General features: G+C 72.4%; 17 protein-coding genes. 6 read left to right on the forward strand and 11 right to left on the reverse strand.

The window, feature by feature from the left end:
• Positions 1-9 precede the first annotated feature (9 nt).
• Complete coding sequence (locus IEZ01_RS18365) at positions 10-177, reverse strand: DUF3117 domain-containing protein (RefSeq protein WP_006346801.1); 168 nt, start codon at positions 175-177, stop codon at positions 10-12.
• A gap of 300 nt (positions 178-477) precedes the next feature.
• Between IEZ01_RS18365 and chcB the strand changes: the two genes are divergently transcribed.
• Positions 478-1,278, forward strand: a complete 801-nt coding sequence (chcB, locus tag IEZ01_RS18370; RefSeq protein WP_189202632.1) for a 2-cyclohexenylcarbonyl CoA isomerase — start codon at positions 478-480, stop codon at positions 1,276-1,278.
• Between the two features lie 30 nt (positions 1,279-1,308).
• Here the strand turns inward: chcB and IEZ01_RS18375 are convergent, their stop codons facing one another.
• Positions 1,309-1,896 (reverse strand): DNA-3-methyladenine glycosylase I, encoded by a 588-nt coding sequence (locus tag IEZ01_RS18375; protein WP_019889209.1) that lies wholly within the window; start codon positions 1,894-1,896, stop codon positions 1,309-1,311.
• On the reverse strand, positions 1,893-2,261 hold the full coding sequence (locus IEZ01_RS18380; RefSeq protein WP_189202634.1) for a DivIVA domain-containing protein: 369 nt from the start codon (positions 2,259-2,261) through the stop codon (positions 1,893-1,895). Before IEZ01_RS18380 ends, IEZ01_RS18375 begins: the two co-directional genes overlap by 4 nt.
• Positions 2,262-2,367: 106 nt before the next feature.
• Here IEZ01_RS18380 and folP point away from each other — a divergent pair, with 106 nt between their 5' ends.
• Positions 2,368-3,228 (forward strand): dihydropteroate synthase, encoded by an 861-nt coding sequence (gene folP, locus IEZ01_RS18385; protein ID WP_189202636.1) that lies wholly within the window; start codon positions 2,368-2,370, stop codon positions 3,226-3,228.
• 100 nt (positions 3,229-3,328) lie between these two features.
• Here the strand turns inward: folP and IEZ01_RS18390 are convergent, their stop codons facing one another.
• Both IEZ01_RS18390 and dapE read right to left on the reverse strand, forming a co-directional pair.
• On the reverse strand, positions 3,329-4,078 hold the full coding sequence (locus tag IEZ01_RS18390) for an LOG family protein (protein WP_019889205.1): 750 nt from the start codon (positions 4,076-4,078) through the stop codon (positions 3,329-3,331).
• A 97-nt stretch (positions 4,079-4,175) separates the two neighbouring features.
• Positions 4,176-5,276, reverse strand: a complete 1,101-nt coding sequence (gene dapE, locus IEZ01_RS18395) for a succinyl-diaminopimelate desuccinylase (protein WP_189202639.1) — start codon at positions 5,274-5,276, stop codon at positions 4,176-4,178.
• A 31-nt stretch (positions 5,277-5,307) separates the two neighbouring features.
• Between dapE and IEZ01_RS18400 the strand changes: the two genes are divergently transcribed.
• Together IEZ01_RS18400 and IEZ01_RS18405 are read left to right on the forward strand one after the other, a co-directional pair.
• Positions 5,308-6,252: a hypothetical protein gene (locus IEZ01_RS18400; RefSeq protein ID WP_019889203.1), complete on the forward strand. Its 945-nt coding sequence runs from the start codon at positions 5,308-5,310 to the stop codon at positions 6,250-6,252.
• A 326-nt stretch (positions 6,253-6,578) separates the two neighbouring features.
• The gene (locus tag IEZ01_RS18405; RefSeq protein ID WP_189202641.1) at positions 6,579-7,010 is read left to right on the forward strand and encodes an ATP-binding protein; all 432 of its coding nucleotides are present in this window, start codon (positions 6,579-6,581) and stop codon (positions 7,008-7,010) included.
• Between the two features lie 83 nt (positions 7,011-7,093).
• On the opposite strand, the gene IEZ01_RS18410 is transcribed toward IEZ01_RS18405, so the two are convergent.
• The gene (locus IEZ01_RS18410) at positions 7,094-8,191 is read right to left on the reverse strand and encodes a bifunctional succinyldiaminopimelate transaminase/glutamate-prephenate aminotransferase (protein ID WP_229833048.1); all 1,098 of its coding nucleotides are present in this window, start codon (positions 8,189-8,191) and stop codon (positions 7,094-7,096) included.
• Positions 8,192-8,273: 82 nt separating this feature from the next.
• Positions 8,274-8,594: a ferredoxin gene (fdxA, locus tag IEZ01_RS18415; RefSeq protein WP_019889199.1), complete on the reverse strand. Its 321-nt coding sequence runs from the start codon at positions 8,592-8,594 to the stop codon at positions 8,274-8,276.
• Between the two features lie 113 nt (positions 8,595-8,707).
• On the opposite strand from fdxA, the gene IEZ01_RS18420 reads away from it, so the two are divergent.
• Together IEZ01_RS18420 and IEZ01_RS18425 are read left to right on the forward strand one after the other, a co-directional pair.
• A complete protein-coding gene (locus tag IEZ01_RS18420) occupies positions 8,708-9,709 on the forward strand; it encodes a GNAT family N-acetyltransferase (RefSeq protein ID WP_028797936.1) in 1,002 nt (333 codons plus the stop codon).
• 4 nt (positions 9,710-9,713) lie between these two features.
• Positions 9,714-10,556, forward strand: coding sequence for a transglutaminase family protein (locus IEZ01_RS18425; protein ID WP_019889197.1), 843 nt, complete (start codon positions 9,714-9,716; stop codon positions 10,554-10,556).
• A 74-nt stretch (positions 10,557-10,630) separates the two neighbouring features.
• Here IEZ01_RS18425 and IEZ01_RS18430 read toward each other — a convergent pair whose 3' ends face one another.
• The 4 genes from IEZ01_RS18430 to IEZ01_RS18445 form a co-directional block, all read right to left on the reverse strand.
• The gene (locus tag IEZ01_RS18430) at positions 10,631-12,694 is read right to left on the reverse strand and encodes a hypothetical protein (protein ID WP_028797934.1); all 2,064 of its coding nucleotides are present in this window, start codon (positions 12,692-12,694) and stop codon (positions 10,631-10,633) included.
• Positions 12,695-12,848: 154 nt separating this feature from the next.
• A complete protein-coding gene (locus IEZ01_RS18435; RefSeq protein WP_019889193.1) occupies positions 12,849-13,253 on the reverse strand; it encodes a DUF6113 family protein in 405 nt (134 codons plus the stop codon).
• A complete protein-coding gene (mshB, locus tag IEZ01_RS18440; protein ID WP_189202645.1) occupies positions 13,250-14,137 on the reverse strand; it encodes an N-acetyl-1-D-myo-inositol-2-amino-2-deoxy-alpha-D-glucopyranoside deacetylase in 888 nt (295 codons plus the stop codon). Before mshB ends, IEZ01_RS18435 begins: the two co-directional genes overlap by 4 nt.
• Positions 14,138-14,214: 77 nt before the next feature.
• Complete coding sequence (locus IEZ01_RS18445) at positions 14,215-14,409, reverse strand: hypothetical protein (RefSeq protein ID WP_028797933.1); 195 nt, start codon at positions 14,407-14,409, stop codon at positions 14,215-14,217.
• Positions 14,410-14,420: the final 11 nt, after the last annotated feature.

Genomic DNA, 14,420 nt, shown 5'->3' on the forward strand with positions numbered 1-14,420 from the left:
GTTCTCGCGTCAGCCGACTACCTGCTTCAGGGCGTCGCCGAGTGCCTCGGCCTCGTCCGGCGTCAGCTCGACGACAAGCCGACCGCCGCCTTCGAGCGGAACGCGCATGACGATGCCCCGCCCCTCCTTGGTCACCTCGAGCGGGCCGTCGCCCGTCCGCGGCTTCATGGCCGCCATGCTCGTTCCCCTTCCTGAAACCAGCTCACGCAACCGACGACCCAGGTGTCACCGGCATCGAACACATTGCTTCCAGGCCATTATCCCGCATGGCAGGACCCGATGACCAACATCGGACTGCATCGCTTACGCAACGCGCTCTCGCAAAACCCCTCATTTCGGCGATCGGCCTGCGATACTTCGCCGCCGCAGGTCCGGACCGGTCCGGCGATTCTTTGACGCAGCTCACATGTCCGTCGCCGATGATCTCCGCCATGCTGGGCGGGTCATCATCGCCCACGCCGCAAAGGGGACCCCGCCATGGCCGACACCGTGCTGTACGACGTGACCGACGGACTCGCCACGATCACGATCAACCGGCCCGAGGCCATGAACGCGATGAACGTCGAGGCGAAGGTCGCGCTGCGCGAGGCCGTGCAGACGGCCGCGGCGGACCCCGCTGTACGGGCCGTGCTGCTGACCGCGACCGGGCGGGCCTTCTGTGTGGGCCAGGACCTCAAGGAGCACGTCGGTCTGCTGCAGAACGACAAGGAGACCGGCTCGCGGGACACGATGAGCACGGTCAGGGAGCACTACAACCCGATCGTCCGGGCGCTCACCGAGATGAAGAAGCCGGTGGTGGCCGGGGTGAACGGCGTCGCGGCGGGGGCGGGCTTCGGCTTCGCGCTGGCGGCGGACTACCGGATCGTGGCCGACACGGCCGCCTTCAACACCTCCTTCGCCGGCGTGGCCCTGACCGCGGACTCGGGCATGTCCTGGACCCTCCCCCGGCTGATCGGCCCGAGCCGCGCCGCCGACCTGCTGCTTTTCCCGCGCTCGATCAGCGCCCAGGAGGCCTACGACCTCGGCATCGTGAACAAGATCGTCCCCGCGGCGGACCTGGCGGCCGAGGCGGCGGCGGTCGCCCGCGCCCTGGCCGAGGGCCCGACCCTCGCCTACGCGGCCCTGAAGGAGTCCCTCGCCTACGGCGCGGACCACTCGCTGGTGGAGGCGCTGGAGAAGGAGGACGAGCTTCAGTCCAAGGCGGGCGCCTCGGAGGACCACACGATCGCGGTGCAGGCCTTCCTCGCGAAGGAGAAGCCGAAGTACGTCGGCCGCTAGGGCGGCCGGGAGGCGCGCGGCCGGGACGCGTCAGCCGCGTCCCGCGCCGCGGGCCACGCAGGTGACCAGATGGTCGTCGACCAGGCCGCAGGCCTGCATCAGGGCGTAGGCGGTCGTGGGGCCGATGAACCGCAGGCCGCGCTTCTTTAGCGCCTTGGACAGGGCCGTGGACTCGTCGGTGACCGCCGGGACGTCGGCGATCGTCCGGGGGGCGGGGCGGGCCGCGTCGGGGGCGTACGACCAGATCAGCTCGTCCAGCTCGCCGGGGCGCCAGTCGGCGAGCACGCGCGCGTTGGCGAGGGTCGCGTCGATCTTGGCGCGGTTGCGGATGATGCCCTCGTCGGCGAGGAGCCGCTCCCGGTCGGCGTCGGTGAACTCCGCCACGGCCGGGATCTTGAAGTCGGCGAAGGCCCGGCGGAACCCCTCACGGCGGCGCAGGATCGTGATCCAGGAGAGCCCGGACTGGAACGCCTCCAGGCACAGCCGCTCGAAGAGCGCGTCGTCGCCGTGGACCGGCCGCCCCCACTCCTCGTCGTGGTAGACGACGTAGTCCGCCGTGGACAGGCCCCAGGGGCAGCGCAGCCGCCCGTCCGGCCCGGCCAGCGCCTCGCCGCTCATCGGTCCGTCTCCTCGCCGGGCCGGTCGGCGCCGGGCTTGTCGAACAGGTCGGGGCCGCCCACCGCGGTCGCCTGCGCTCCGGCGAGCGCCGCCTCCAGCTCGGCGATACGGGCGTCGCGCTCCGCGAGCTCGGCGGCCAGCCTGCCGAGGACGTCGTCGACGTCCGCCATGCGGTAGCCGCGGGCTGCCACCGGCAGCCGTACGGCCTCGATGTCGGCGCGGCCGACGGGACGGTGGGCCGGGAGCGGGTCCACCAGCTGCTCGGGCGCCACCTCGGGCAGCACCTCGCTGTCGCCGCCGCCGACCACCGCGAGCGTGACCGCGGCGACCACCACGACCATCGCTACAGCCAAGAACCAGAACACGCGCGTGCCTCTCCCCGGGAGCGAAAAAACGTACCTGGTGCCGATCGTGCCATGTGCCACCGACAGTTAAGGTCGCAGGCGACGGAACGCAAGGAGGACATACGGGATGCTGCGCTTGGGACGGCGTGAATTCGGGCCGCACGAGCCGGTGATCATGGCGATCGTGAACCGGACCCCGGATTCCTTCTACGACCAGGGAGCGACCTTCCGCGACGAGCCCGCCCTCGCGCGCGTGGAGCAGGCGGTGGCCGAGGGCGCCGCCATCATCGACATCGGCGGGGTCAAGGCGGGCCCCGGCGAGGAGGTCACGGCCGAGGAGGAGGCGCGCCGTACGGTCGGCTTCGTCGCCGAGGTGCGCCGGCGCCACCCCGATGTGGTGATCAGTGTGGATACCTGGCGGGCGGAGGTCGGCGAGGCGGTCTGCGAGGCCGGCGCGGATGTCCTGAACGACGCCTGGGGCGGGGTCGACCCCCGGCTCGCGGAGGTCGCGGCCCGCTACGGGGCGGGGCTGGTGTGCACGCACGCGGGCGGCGCGGAGCCGCGGACCCGGCCGCACCGGGTCATGTACGACGACGTGATGGCGGACATCCTGCGGGTGACGGTCGGCCTGGCCGAGCGGGCGGTGGAGCTCGGGGTGCGCCGGGACGGCATCATGATCGATCCCGGGCATGACTTCGGCAAGAGCACCCGCCACAGCCTGGAGGCGACCCGAAGGCTCGACGAGATGACGCGGACGGGCTGGCCCGTGCTGGTGTCACTGTCGAACAAGGACTTCGTCGGGGAAACCCTGGACCGCCCGGTGAAGGAGCGCGTGATCGGGACGCTGGCGACGACGGCGGTGTCGGCGTGGCTGGGGGCGCGGGTGTACCGCGTGCACGAGGTGGCGGAGACCCGCCAGGTCCTGGACATGGTGGCGTCCATCGCGGGCCACCGCGAGCCCGCCGTCGCCCGGCGGGGGCTGGCCTAGCCAGGCCCCCGCGTGGCCGGCGACACCCCCCTCCCGCTCCACGGAGGGCCTCCGCGGAACGCACGGGCACTGCCGGCCGTCCGACCGACATGGGGGGTGCCTACCGGCCGACTTCCTTCGACACCAGCGCGACCGCCTCCTCCACGTCGTCCGTGACGTGGAAGAGCATCAGATCGTGCTCCGAGGCCTTGCCCTGGGCCACGACGGTGTCGCGCAGCCAGTCGACCAGGCCGCTCCAGTAGGCGGTGCCGAAGAGGACGATCGGGAAGCGGGTGACCTTGCGGGTCTGGACCAGGGTCAGCGCCTCGAAGAGCTCGTCGAGGGTGCCGAGGCCGCCCGGCAGGACCACGAAGCCCTGCGCGTACTTCACGAACATCGTCTTGCGGACGAAGAAGTAGCGGAAGTTCACCCCGATGTCGACGTGCGGATTGAGCCCCTGCTCGAAGGGGAGCTCGATGCCCAGGCCGACGGAGATGCCTCTGGCCTCCCGCGCTCCTCTGTTGGCGGCCTCCATCGCGCCCGGGCCGCCGCCGGTGATCACCGCGAAGCCCGCGTCCACGAGCGCCTTGCCGAGCCGGACCCCGGCCTCGTACTCCGGGCTGCCCGGACGGGTCCGGGCGGAGCCGAAGACGCTGATGGCGCTGGGCAGTTCGGCGAGCGCGCCGAAGCCTTCGACGAACTCCGACTGGATGCGCATGACCCGCCAGGGGTCCGTGTGCACCCACTCGGAGTCACCTTCGGTGTCCAGCAGCCGCTGGTCCGTGGTGCTCGGCTGGATCTGTTCCCTGCGCCTGAGCACGGGGCCCTGCCGCTGCTCCTCCGGCCTCGCTGCTCCCTCGGGGTCGACCATGGCCTGCTCCCTCCACCGATCCGTTGATCCACCGGACTGATCCGCTGATCTTCCCGGTTCGGTCAGGGTAGGTCCACAGACGTTACGAAAAGCGAAATTACGGCAGTCGGACAGTGAGCCAGTCGCGGAGCCGCTCCTCGCAGTGGCGGATCTTGTCGACGGCCACATGCTCATCGCGCTTGTGCGCATACAGCGGGTTACCGGGTCCGTAGTTGACCGCGGGCACCCCGACCGCGCTGAAGCGGGAGACGTCCGTCCAGCCGAACTTGGGGCGGGCGATGCCGCCGACCGCCGCCATGAAGGCCTCCGCGGCCGGGTGGGAAAGGCCGGGCAGGGCGCCGCCGCTGTGGTCGTCCACCACGAATTCGCGCACGCCGCAGTCGGCGAAGACCTCCCGTACGTGCGCCTCGGCCTCGGCCATGGAGAGGTCCGGTGCGTACCTGTAGTTGACGACCACGGTGCAGGCGTCCGGAATGACGTTGTTGGCGACACCGCCTTCGATACGGACGGCGTTGAGGCCCTCTCGGTACTCCAGGCCGTCGATCACCGGCCGCCTCGGCTCGTACGCGGCGAGCTTGGCGAGGACCGGCGCTGCCGCGTGGATGGCGTTGGAGCCCATCCAGCTGCGCGCGGAGTGTGCCCGCTCCCCGTCCAGGTGGAGCAGGACGCGCAGGGTGCCCTGGCAGCCGCCTTCGACCTCGCCCTCGGAGGGTTCGAGGAGTACGGCGAAATCACCCTCCAGCCACTCGGGGTGTGCGTCAGCCACATGCCCGAGGCCGTTCAGGTCCGCGGCGACCTCTTCGTTGTCGTAGAAGACGAACGTGAGGTCGCGGTTGGGCTCGGGGACGGTCGCGGCGATCCGCAGCTGGACGGCGACCCCGGACTTCATGTCCGACGTGCCGCAGCCCCAGAGGATGCCGTTCTCGTCGAGGCGGGAGGGGACGTTGTCGGCGATGGGCACGGTGTCGATGTGGCCGGCCAGCACGACCCGCTCGGACCGCCCAAGCCGCGTACGCGCCACGACGTTGTTGCCGTACCGGTCGACGGTGAGGTGCGGCAGGGCGCGCAGGGCCTGCTCGATCGCGTCGGCGAGGGGCTTCTCGGTGCCGCTGACGGACGGGAAGTCGACGAGGGCGGCGGTGAGCGCCGGGCCGTCCTGGGTCAGGTCGAGGGCGGCGGCGGGGGCGTTGTCAGGCATGGTGCCGACCCTAACGCGGCCCTCAAGTACGGTGGGCTCCGTGTCCGAGCCCGCCATCCTTCCCGGTCCCGCTCCCCAAGGCCGCCGCGGCCGCCGCGCCCGTGTCGCGGCGGCGTTCGCCGTGCTCCTCGCGCTGGTGGGGTACGTGGCCGTGCAGTATCTGACCGGGGGCCCGGGCGCCCCGCGGTGCCAGGTGGGCAGTGGGGACAACACCTACGAATTCACTCCGGAGCAGGCGTCGAACGCGGCGACGATCTCCGCGGTCGGCACGACCAAGGGCATGCCCGAGCGGGCGGTGACGATCGCCCTGGCCACGGCGCTGCAGGAGTCGGCGCTGCGCAACATCCGGCACGGCGACCGCGATTCGCTGGGACTGTTCCAGCAGCGTCCCTCGCAGGGCTGGGGCACCCCGCAGCAGATCCTGGACCCGGTGTACTCGGCGGGGAAGTTCTACGACGGGCTTGCCGAGGTCCCCGGCTATTCGCGGATGCCCCTGACGGTGGCGGCCCAGAAGGTGCAGAAGAGCGGCTTCCCGCAGGCCTACGCCAAGCACGAGCCGGACGCGACGCTGCTGGCCGCCGCGCTGACCGGCCGTTCGGCGGCGTCCTTGACCTGTACGACGAGCCGGGGCGACGGGCGGCCGGGCGATCCGGTGAAGCTCCGCGCCGAGCTGGTGCGGGACTTCGGCAAGGGCGTCCTGCCGGGCGGCGGGGGCACGGCGGGGGCGCCGGCCGCGGCGCCGGCCGAGCTCTCCGTGCCCGTACGGGCCACGGCGGCCGACGGCGTCGGCTCGGAAGCCCGGCGCGGCTGGGAGCTGGCGCAGTGGGCGGTCGCGCGGGCGGACGTCCTGCGGATCGAGGAGGTGGCGTACGCGGGCCGGGTGTGGCGCGCGAAGGAGGCCTCCGACGGCTGGCTGAAGGCGTCGGAGGAACGGGCCGGGGATTTCTCCCAGGTTCGAATGCGCCTCGCACAATAGCCGCGCAGGCGTACGGAAATTCACTCGCCCGAGGCATGTGTCCGCGCGCGTGGACGACCTTTTCACCGGCCCTTACGGGGCTTCGTACGAGGCACTGTCATGTCTCCGCAATTCCCTTGCGGCGGTTGGGAAGTGACGGTTCAGCAGAGCCTTTCGCAATGCCCCTGTTCGCCCGTTTCCCGCTCGGCCGATAATGCGATGCATTACGCATTCTTTACCTTCGGCCGCCGCAACCTCCCCCCGCCCCGACGCGGTTGTCAGTGCGTCCGATTCGCCGGACAGTCCGATTGCCGGACACTCCATGTCCTCTCCGTCGAAGGAGCACCATGTCCCTCCCCCTGACCCGTCGGATCGCCCGCGCCGCGCTGCTCATCGCGGCAGGTGCAGCGCCCGTGGTCGGTGCGGCCGGCTCCGCGAGCGCCCTGGACCTCCCGGCCACCAACACGCTCGGCGGCGTGTCCTCCGCCGACACCGCCGGTCTCGGCACCAGCGTCGACGCCGCCTCGCAGAGCGCCACCAACACCGCCGGTGACACGGGCGGCAAGGCCGTCGGCAAGGCTGTCCCGACCGCCGGCAAGACCCTCGGCGGTGCCGCCAAGACCGCCACCCCGGTCGCCCAGAAGGCCGCGGGCGACACCACCAGCACCACCGGTGAGCTCGTCGGCCAGACCACCGGCGCGGCGGACAGCGTCAAGCCCGCGGACGGCGGCCTGCCGACCGACCAGCTGCCGGTGAAGACGCTGCCTGCGCTCGGCTGACCGGCCGCATCGGCCGCGGACACGACGGAAGGGCCCGGGGAGTGCGCACTCCCCGGGCCCTTCCGTGCGTCGTTTGCCCGCGCCTACCGGCCCAGGCGCTTGACCGCCGCCTCGACCCTCTCGTCGGTGGCGGTGAAGGCGACCCGTACGAACCGCTCGCCGGCCACCCCGTAGAAGTCCCCCGGCGCCACGAGGATGCCGAGCTCCGCCAGATGCGCCACCGTGTCCCAGCACGGCTCGTCGCGCGTGGCCCACAGGTAGAGGCTCGCCTCGCTGTGCTCGATCCGGAAGCCGTGGGCCTCCAGCGCCGCCCGCAGCGCCGCGCGGCGCGCCGCGTACCGCTCGCGCTGCTCCTGGACGTGGCGGTCGTCGCCGAGCGCCGCGACGGTGGCCGCCTGCACGGGCGCGGGCGTCATCATGCCGCCGTGCTTGCGGATCTGCAGCAGCTCCCCGAGGACGGCCTCGTCGCCCGCGATGAACGCGGCGCGGTAGCCGGCCAGGTTGGAGCGCTTGGAGAGCGAGTGGACGGCGACGATGCCGTCGTACGAGCCGCCGCAGACGTCCGGGTGCAGGACGGAGACGGGCTCGGCCTCCCAGCCCAGCTCCAGGTAGCACTCGTCGGAGAAGACCAGCACGCCGTGCTCGCGCGCCCAGGCCACGATCCGGGTCAGCTCGTCCTTGGACAGGACCCGGCCGGTCGGGTTGGAGGGCGAGTTGAGCCAGAGCAGCTTCAGACCGCTCGGGTCGAGCGCGGCGGGGTCGTCGTAGACGACCGGCTCGGCGCCGCAGAGCCGGGCGCCGACCTCGTACGTCGGGTAGGCGAGCCGCGGATAGGCGACCTTGTCACCGGCGCCCAGGCCCAGCTGGGTCGGCAGCCAGGCCACCAGCTCCTTGGAGCCGACGACCGGCAGGACGTTGTGGTGGGTGAAGCCGACCGCGCCGAGGCGCCGTTCGCACCAGCCGGTGAGCGCGTCGCGCAGCTCCGTGGTCCCCCACACCGTGGGATACCCCGGCGAGTCGGCCGCGGCGACCAGCGCCTCCTGGATCAGCGCGGGGACCGGGTCGACGGGCGTGCCCACGGACAGGTCCACGATGCCGTCCGGGTGGGCCGTGGCGGTCGCCTTGTACGGCTCGAGCTTGTCCCAGGGGAAGACGGGCAGGCGCGAAGAGACTGCGCTCACGAGGTCGCTCACTTTCATGTACGTACGTCGAAACGCATCGGTCCCGTACAGCGGGCTGCCGTACGGGACCGAGGGTGATCAATCAGCCGTTCTGCGGCGGCAGGGCGGCGATGAAGGGGTGGTCGCGCTCGATGAGGCCGAGCTTGGAGGCACCACCGGGCGAGCCGAGGTCGTCGAAGAACTCGACGTTCGCCTTGTAGTAGTCCTTCCACTCCTCCGGGGTGTCGTCCTCGTAGAAGATGGCCTCGACCGGGCACACCGGCTCACAAGCACCACAGTCGACGCATTCGTCCGGGTGGATGTACAAGGACCGGGAGCCCTCGTAGATGCAGTCGACGGGGCACTCCTCGATGCATGCCTTGTCCTTGACGTCGACACAAGGCTGCGCGATGACGTAGGTCACGCTGTCGTTCCTCCTCGGTAGGGCTGGTCTGCGCGGGAGCGCGGCGTCGTCGATGCCCGCACCTAGTATCTCCGTTCCGGGGGACGATCCGAACAGGAGGGGCGGAGAGAGCTGTGGATTTCACCGCAGGAGGACGGCTCGAGGTCCGGCTGACAGGCGCTGACGTGGGCAAACGCGTCTCCGTACGGTGTCTGGCGGACTCTGCGGACACAGATGCGAAGTTCACCGACACGGTGGGTGTTCTCACATCCTGGGACCATGGTGTGCTGGTGATCACACGACGCACCGGTGAAATCGTCCGTATCCCGGAATCCTCCCTGGTCGCGGGGAAGGTCGTACCGGCCGCACCGGCCCGGCGCCGGGGCCCGGCGGCCTCCTTCGAGGAGCTGGCGCGGGTCGCGGCGCGGGCCTGGCAGCCGGTGGAGAGCGAGCGGCTCGGCGACTGGACGCTGCGGGCCGCCGGCGGGTTCACCCGGCGCGCCAACTCGGTACTGGCACTGGGCGATCCCGGGCTGCCGCTGGACGAGGCCCTGAAGCGGGTACGCGCCTGGTACGGGGAGCGGGAGCTGCCCCCGTACATCCAGGCCGCCACGGGCGCCGAGGGCACCCAGGAGGGGCTGTGCGCCGCGCTGGAGGAGCGGGGGTGGCGGCGGGAGGTCTCCGCGGAGCTGCGGATCGCCGCGCTGGCGCCGATCGGCGACCTGGACACCGACGACACGGCTGTGGCGCGGGTGCGGCTGGAGCGGCACGTCGACGAGACGTGGCTCCAGCGGTACCAGCGGTTCGGTGTGGCCGGACCCCATGTGCTCAAGGTGCTGGGCAGCGGCCCCAGTGTGTGGTTCGCCTCCGTGCCCGGCGAGGGTGGTGTGCCGTCGGCGATCGGGCGGTGCGTGGTGGACGGCCGGTGGGCGGGGTTCATGGCGGTGGAGGTGGACCCGGCCGCCCGGCGGCGGGGACTGGCGACGGCCGTGATGGCGGCGCTCGCCCGGCGGGCGCTCGACGAGGGCGCGTCCGCGGCCTGGCTCCAGGTGGAGGCGGACAACGGCGGGGCGCGGGCGCTGTACGACGGGATGGGCTTCGCGACCCATCACAGCTACCACCACTTCCGGGCGTGACACCGTGTGCTCCGAATCCACCGAGTGGCGGCGCGAGTTCGCCCAGGAGGCCCGCTCCGAGCGTCCCGACCTGGCGCGGCTCTGTCTGCTGATCGGCGCGGAGGGTGACCCGGCGCTCGGCCAGGCCGGTCTGGACGAGGCCGACATCGAGCTGGACCGGCTGGCCGGGCTGCTGCCGTACGGTCTGACCGGCCCGCGCGCCTGGGCCTCGGCCGTCGGCGAGCTGCTCGGCACGCGCCTGGGCTTCCACGGCACTCCGGCCGACTACCAGCGCCTAGAGTCCTCGCTGCTGCCGCAGGTGCTGCGGCGCCGGCGCGGGCTGCCGATCCTGCTCTCCGTCGTCTGGATCGAGGTGGCCCGCCGGGCCGGGGCGCATGTGTACGGAGTGGCGCTGCCGGGGCATTTCGTGGTCGGCTTCGGCGCCCCGGAGGCCCCGGTGCCCGAGCAGGTCCTGGCGGACCCGTTCGCGGGCGGCCGGCTGCTGACCGGGCCGGATGCCGAACTGCTGGTCGCCGGCGCCACAGGCGGCTCCCTGGAGCCCTCGATGCTGCTCCCCGCGGACCCGCTGGACATCGTGGTGCGGGTGCTCAACAACATCCGGGCCTGGGCGGCCGCGCGGCCGGAGCGCACGGACGTGGCCCTGTGGGCCGTGGACCTCTCGCTGGCCCTGCCCTCCCATCCCGCCCGGCTGCGCCTGGAGCGCGCCCAGCTGCTGGTGCAGCGCGGCGAGTTCCTGGCGGGCGCGGCGGAGATGGAGGCGTACGCGGACGTCGTCGAGGCGGTGGAGCCGGCGACGGCCGAGACGGTCCGCAACCGCGCCCGGGCCGCCCGCGCGATACTCAACTGACGGACACGGGCCGAAGCCCCCGCTCCTGCTGCTTCGGTGTGCGGCCTGAAAGGGGCCCTGGCGGGGCCGTGCGGTCAGCCCTTGGGGTCGAGCTCGATCACCTTGGTGCGCTCCGCGGGCGTCTTGCCGAGGAGGGCCTCCTGCATGGCCTGGGCCACGTCGTCGACGGAGAGCTGGTGCTTCTTGCCGTCGCCCTTGGTGATCATGATGCCGTCGAAGACGCCGTCGAGGAGTTCGTCGATGGCCTTCTTGTCGTACACCTCGACCAGCTTGCCGTTGATCGGCTTCATGGAGAGGATCTTCGGCAGCGACTTCGCCGGGCCGAACTTGATCTCCTTGCCGCCCGCCTTGATCGTGATCAGGCCGGACATGGCGGGCTCCGCGAACTCCTTCATCGCCCGGTCCAGTTCGGCCTTGGTGATGGTGGGCTCACGGGTCACGACGGGCAGTTCGACCGTGTTCGTCCGGCCGGTCTCGACCTGGGCGCGGTAGGCGTCCTTGACCGAGATCATCGAGCGCGGGACGTCCACGCCGCGGCCCGCCTGGCCGGGGACGGCGACGGCCTTGCCGGGAACGAACTTGATCGTGCCCTCGGTGGCCGAGCCGGAGGCGCCGGCCATGTCGGTCAGCGCGACCCGCAGCTTCTCGTTGTCGACCGGGATCACCGGATGGGCGACCCGCTCGCCGCCGAAGAGGGAGCCGATGACGGACATGGGGTTGTAGTCGCTGCCCGCGGCTCCGCGGACGGTCGCCTGGCTGTCCAGGGTGAGACCGGCCTTGTCCGGGGTGAGCTGCTGCTTCTTGCCCGCGACGGAGATCTCCAGCGGGGCGGTGGCCCGCTTGCCGAGGGCCGCGTCGAGCTTGTTGACGGCCTCCTCGCGGGTGCCGCCGCCGATGTCCACGCCGAGGACCGTCGTTCCCTTGGGCACGTCGGAGTGATTGAGCAGCAGCCCGGCACCGTAGGCGACACCGAGCAGGCCGAGCACGCCGAAGCCGGCCAGGGCGACCTTGGAACGCTTCTTCACCGGCGCCTGCGGCGTCGGCTTCTTCGCGGCCGGGGCAGGGGCCGGGGAGGCGGCCGAGGGGTTCGTACGGGCTCCCAGGGGGGCGCCCCCCGGGCCCGCGGGGCCGGGGAAGTCCGGCGTGGAGAAGCTGTCGCCGGGGCCCGAGGACGGGAACGGCGAGCCGGCCGGGCTCCGGTGGTCCGCCGGGACCACCGGGATGCCGCTCGTGAGCGTGTCACCCGAGACGTGGCCCGAGGGCGGCGTCTGCTGCGGCGTGAGGACGGCGGTGTCGTCGGCCATGCGCGGCGCGCCGCCCATGGGTCCGCCGCCCATGGGGCCGGACGACATGGGGCCCGGAGCCATGGGGCTGGGCGCCATGGAGTTCGGGGCCAGCGGGTTGGGGGTCATCGGGCCGGGGACCATGGGGCCGCCGGTCAGCGGGCTGCTGCCGGTGACCGGGCCGCCGGTGGGACCGGTGGGACCGCCCGGCGGGCGCATGCCCGGCGGGGGCGTCGGGCCGCCGGAGCGCGCGGCGCCCGGGGCTCCCTCGGAGAAGTACGGAAGGCCGCTCTGGCCCTGCGTACCGCCCGGACGCGGCCCCTGGCCCGGCCCGGGACCGCCCGCGGCCGGAGCCGGCGGTGCGGCGGGGCCGGAGGGCGCGGCGGGCGCCGACGACGCGGCCGGGGCCGCGGGCTTGCGCGGCGCGAACCAGTCGCTGGTCTTCTCCTCCGCCGGAGCGGGCTCCTCGGCCTGGACGACGGTGGGGACGGCCTTCTGGGACCCGTCGGGCCACGGCGAGATGCCCGCGGTGTCACTCGCGGACTCGTCCGCGCCCTCCGCCGCGCGCTCCGTCTCCGACGCGTCGCTCATCGGCGTACGCATCACGACCGGCGGGATCGGCCGCGAACCCGGGATGTTGATCCGGATGCGCGTGGTCAGCGTGGTCTCGGTCTTCTTCTCCTCCGGCACCGGCGGGGACGTACGCCCGGCGCCGTCGGCGGCGTCGCCCGGAGCGTCCTGCGCGGGATGGAGCGACGGATACTGGCGGGATCCGTAAGGCGGGGTACCCGAGGGGTACGCGGCTCCACCGCGCCCCTTGGCGCCGGAGGACGAACTGTCAGTTTCACGACTCAAAGCAGGTTCTCCCGGTTGGCTCCGCCGCCCGCTCTTGCTGGTACTGGTATGACCCGGGCGGCTCGGCGGCGCGCACCACCATACTGGCCGCCGCCGCCGCGTACCCGACGACTACGGGAAAGGGGACGGGCATTCCGGCCGAAGTCCGGGCACGTCACCTGCCAAGTCGGCCCGGGAGACCGCCAGGTTGTGGCGACCGCGACATGGTGGCACAGATCACAGCGAGCGCCATCCCGCCCAGCAGGTAGAGCAGATCGCCCAGTCCGCCGGCGAGGACACCGTCCCCTTCGGGGCGGCCCATGCTCAGCAGGATGATGGCGACGAGCCAGCCCGCGGCCGGGGTCAGCGCCCCGGCTTGGGTGCCGGTGGCCCGCAGGCCGCCGTAGAACGTCGCCGCGGCGGCGAGCAGGGCGAGCAGCAAACCCCCGGGGAACCAGGCGGCTTGGACCAGCGCGCCCGCCGTACCCACGAGCGCGCCCAGCACGGCGAGACCGGCGTACGCGGCGGCCCGGCCCGCCTTGGCGCCCGCGCCCCGCGCCGGGTCCTTCCCGGCGCTCATGCGGTCACCCCGGCGAAGAGGTCGTGCTCCCGCTCGCCCTCGGGCGCGCCGGAGACGCCCTTCACCAACTGGTAGTACTCCGTGGTGAAAATCGGCTGCCCGAGGTCGTTGGAGAGCGCGAAGAATGGCCCGTCCACGGCGATTTGGGTGACATGGGCGCGCATGGCCGCGGCCTTCCGGCCGGCGTAGGGCGTCCCGTCGATCTCGGTGGTGATCTCGCGGTCGTCCACCACGCCCGGTACGTCGGAAATCTCCCCGATCCCGGGGAAGTCGGCGCCGGCGGCCTTCAGGCGGGCGAAGCCCTCCTCGGCGACGGACCGGGGCACCCGGTTCCAGTAGATCTTGGCGATGTCGTGCTCCGGCCCGAGGTCCCGCCGGAACGCCCGCTCGGCGGCGAGCTCGGCGGCGCGCATGGCGACCCGGTGGGCCTGGATGTGGTCGGGGTGGCCGTAGCCGCCGTTCGGGTCGTAGGTCACGAGCACCTGGGGGCGTACGGCGCGGATCACCTCGACCAGATACGGCGCGGCGTCGTCCACCGGGGTGTGCCAGAAGGCGCCCTCCCGGTGGTTCTGCGGGAGGCCCATCATGCCGGAGTCGCGGAACCGTCCGGGCCCGCCGAGGAAGCGGTGGTCGCGGACGCCCAGCTCCCGCATCGCGTCGGCCAGTTCGCCGACGCGGTGCGGCCCGAGCCGGTCCTCCCGGTCGGGTGCGAGATGGGCGAGATCGGGCGGGATGACCTCGCCCTCTTCGCCGAGTGTGCAGGTCACCAGCGTGACCTGGGCGCCCTCGGCCGCGTACTTGGCCATCGTGGCGCCGTTGTTGATCGACTCGTCGTCGGGGTGCGCGTGCACCAGGAGCAGACGACGGGCGGGAAGGTCCGTCATGCGGGACAGCCTACGAGGCCGGGCGTCGGGGAGCCGTATCCCCTGGACGAACGGCCCTCAGCGGCGCCCGGTGCCGGTCAGAACTTCAGCCCGCCGATCATGCTCGCCACGCTCGTCGTGAACTGGGTGACCGTGGGGGCGATGGAGGAACTCGCGATGTAGAAGCCCAGGAGCATGCAGACCGCCGCATGTCCGGCTTTGAGTCCGGATTTCCTGACCAGCAGGAAGACGACGATCGCCAGCAGCACCACCGCCGAAATCGAGAGTGCCACGGCGGTTCACC

This window comes from Streptomyces purpureus, from assembly GCF_014648195.1.
Taxonomy (GTDB): domain Bacteria; phylum Actinomycetota; class Actinomycetes; order Streptomycetales; family Streptomycetaceae; genus Streptomyces; species Streptomyces purpureus.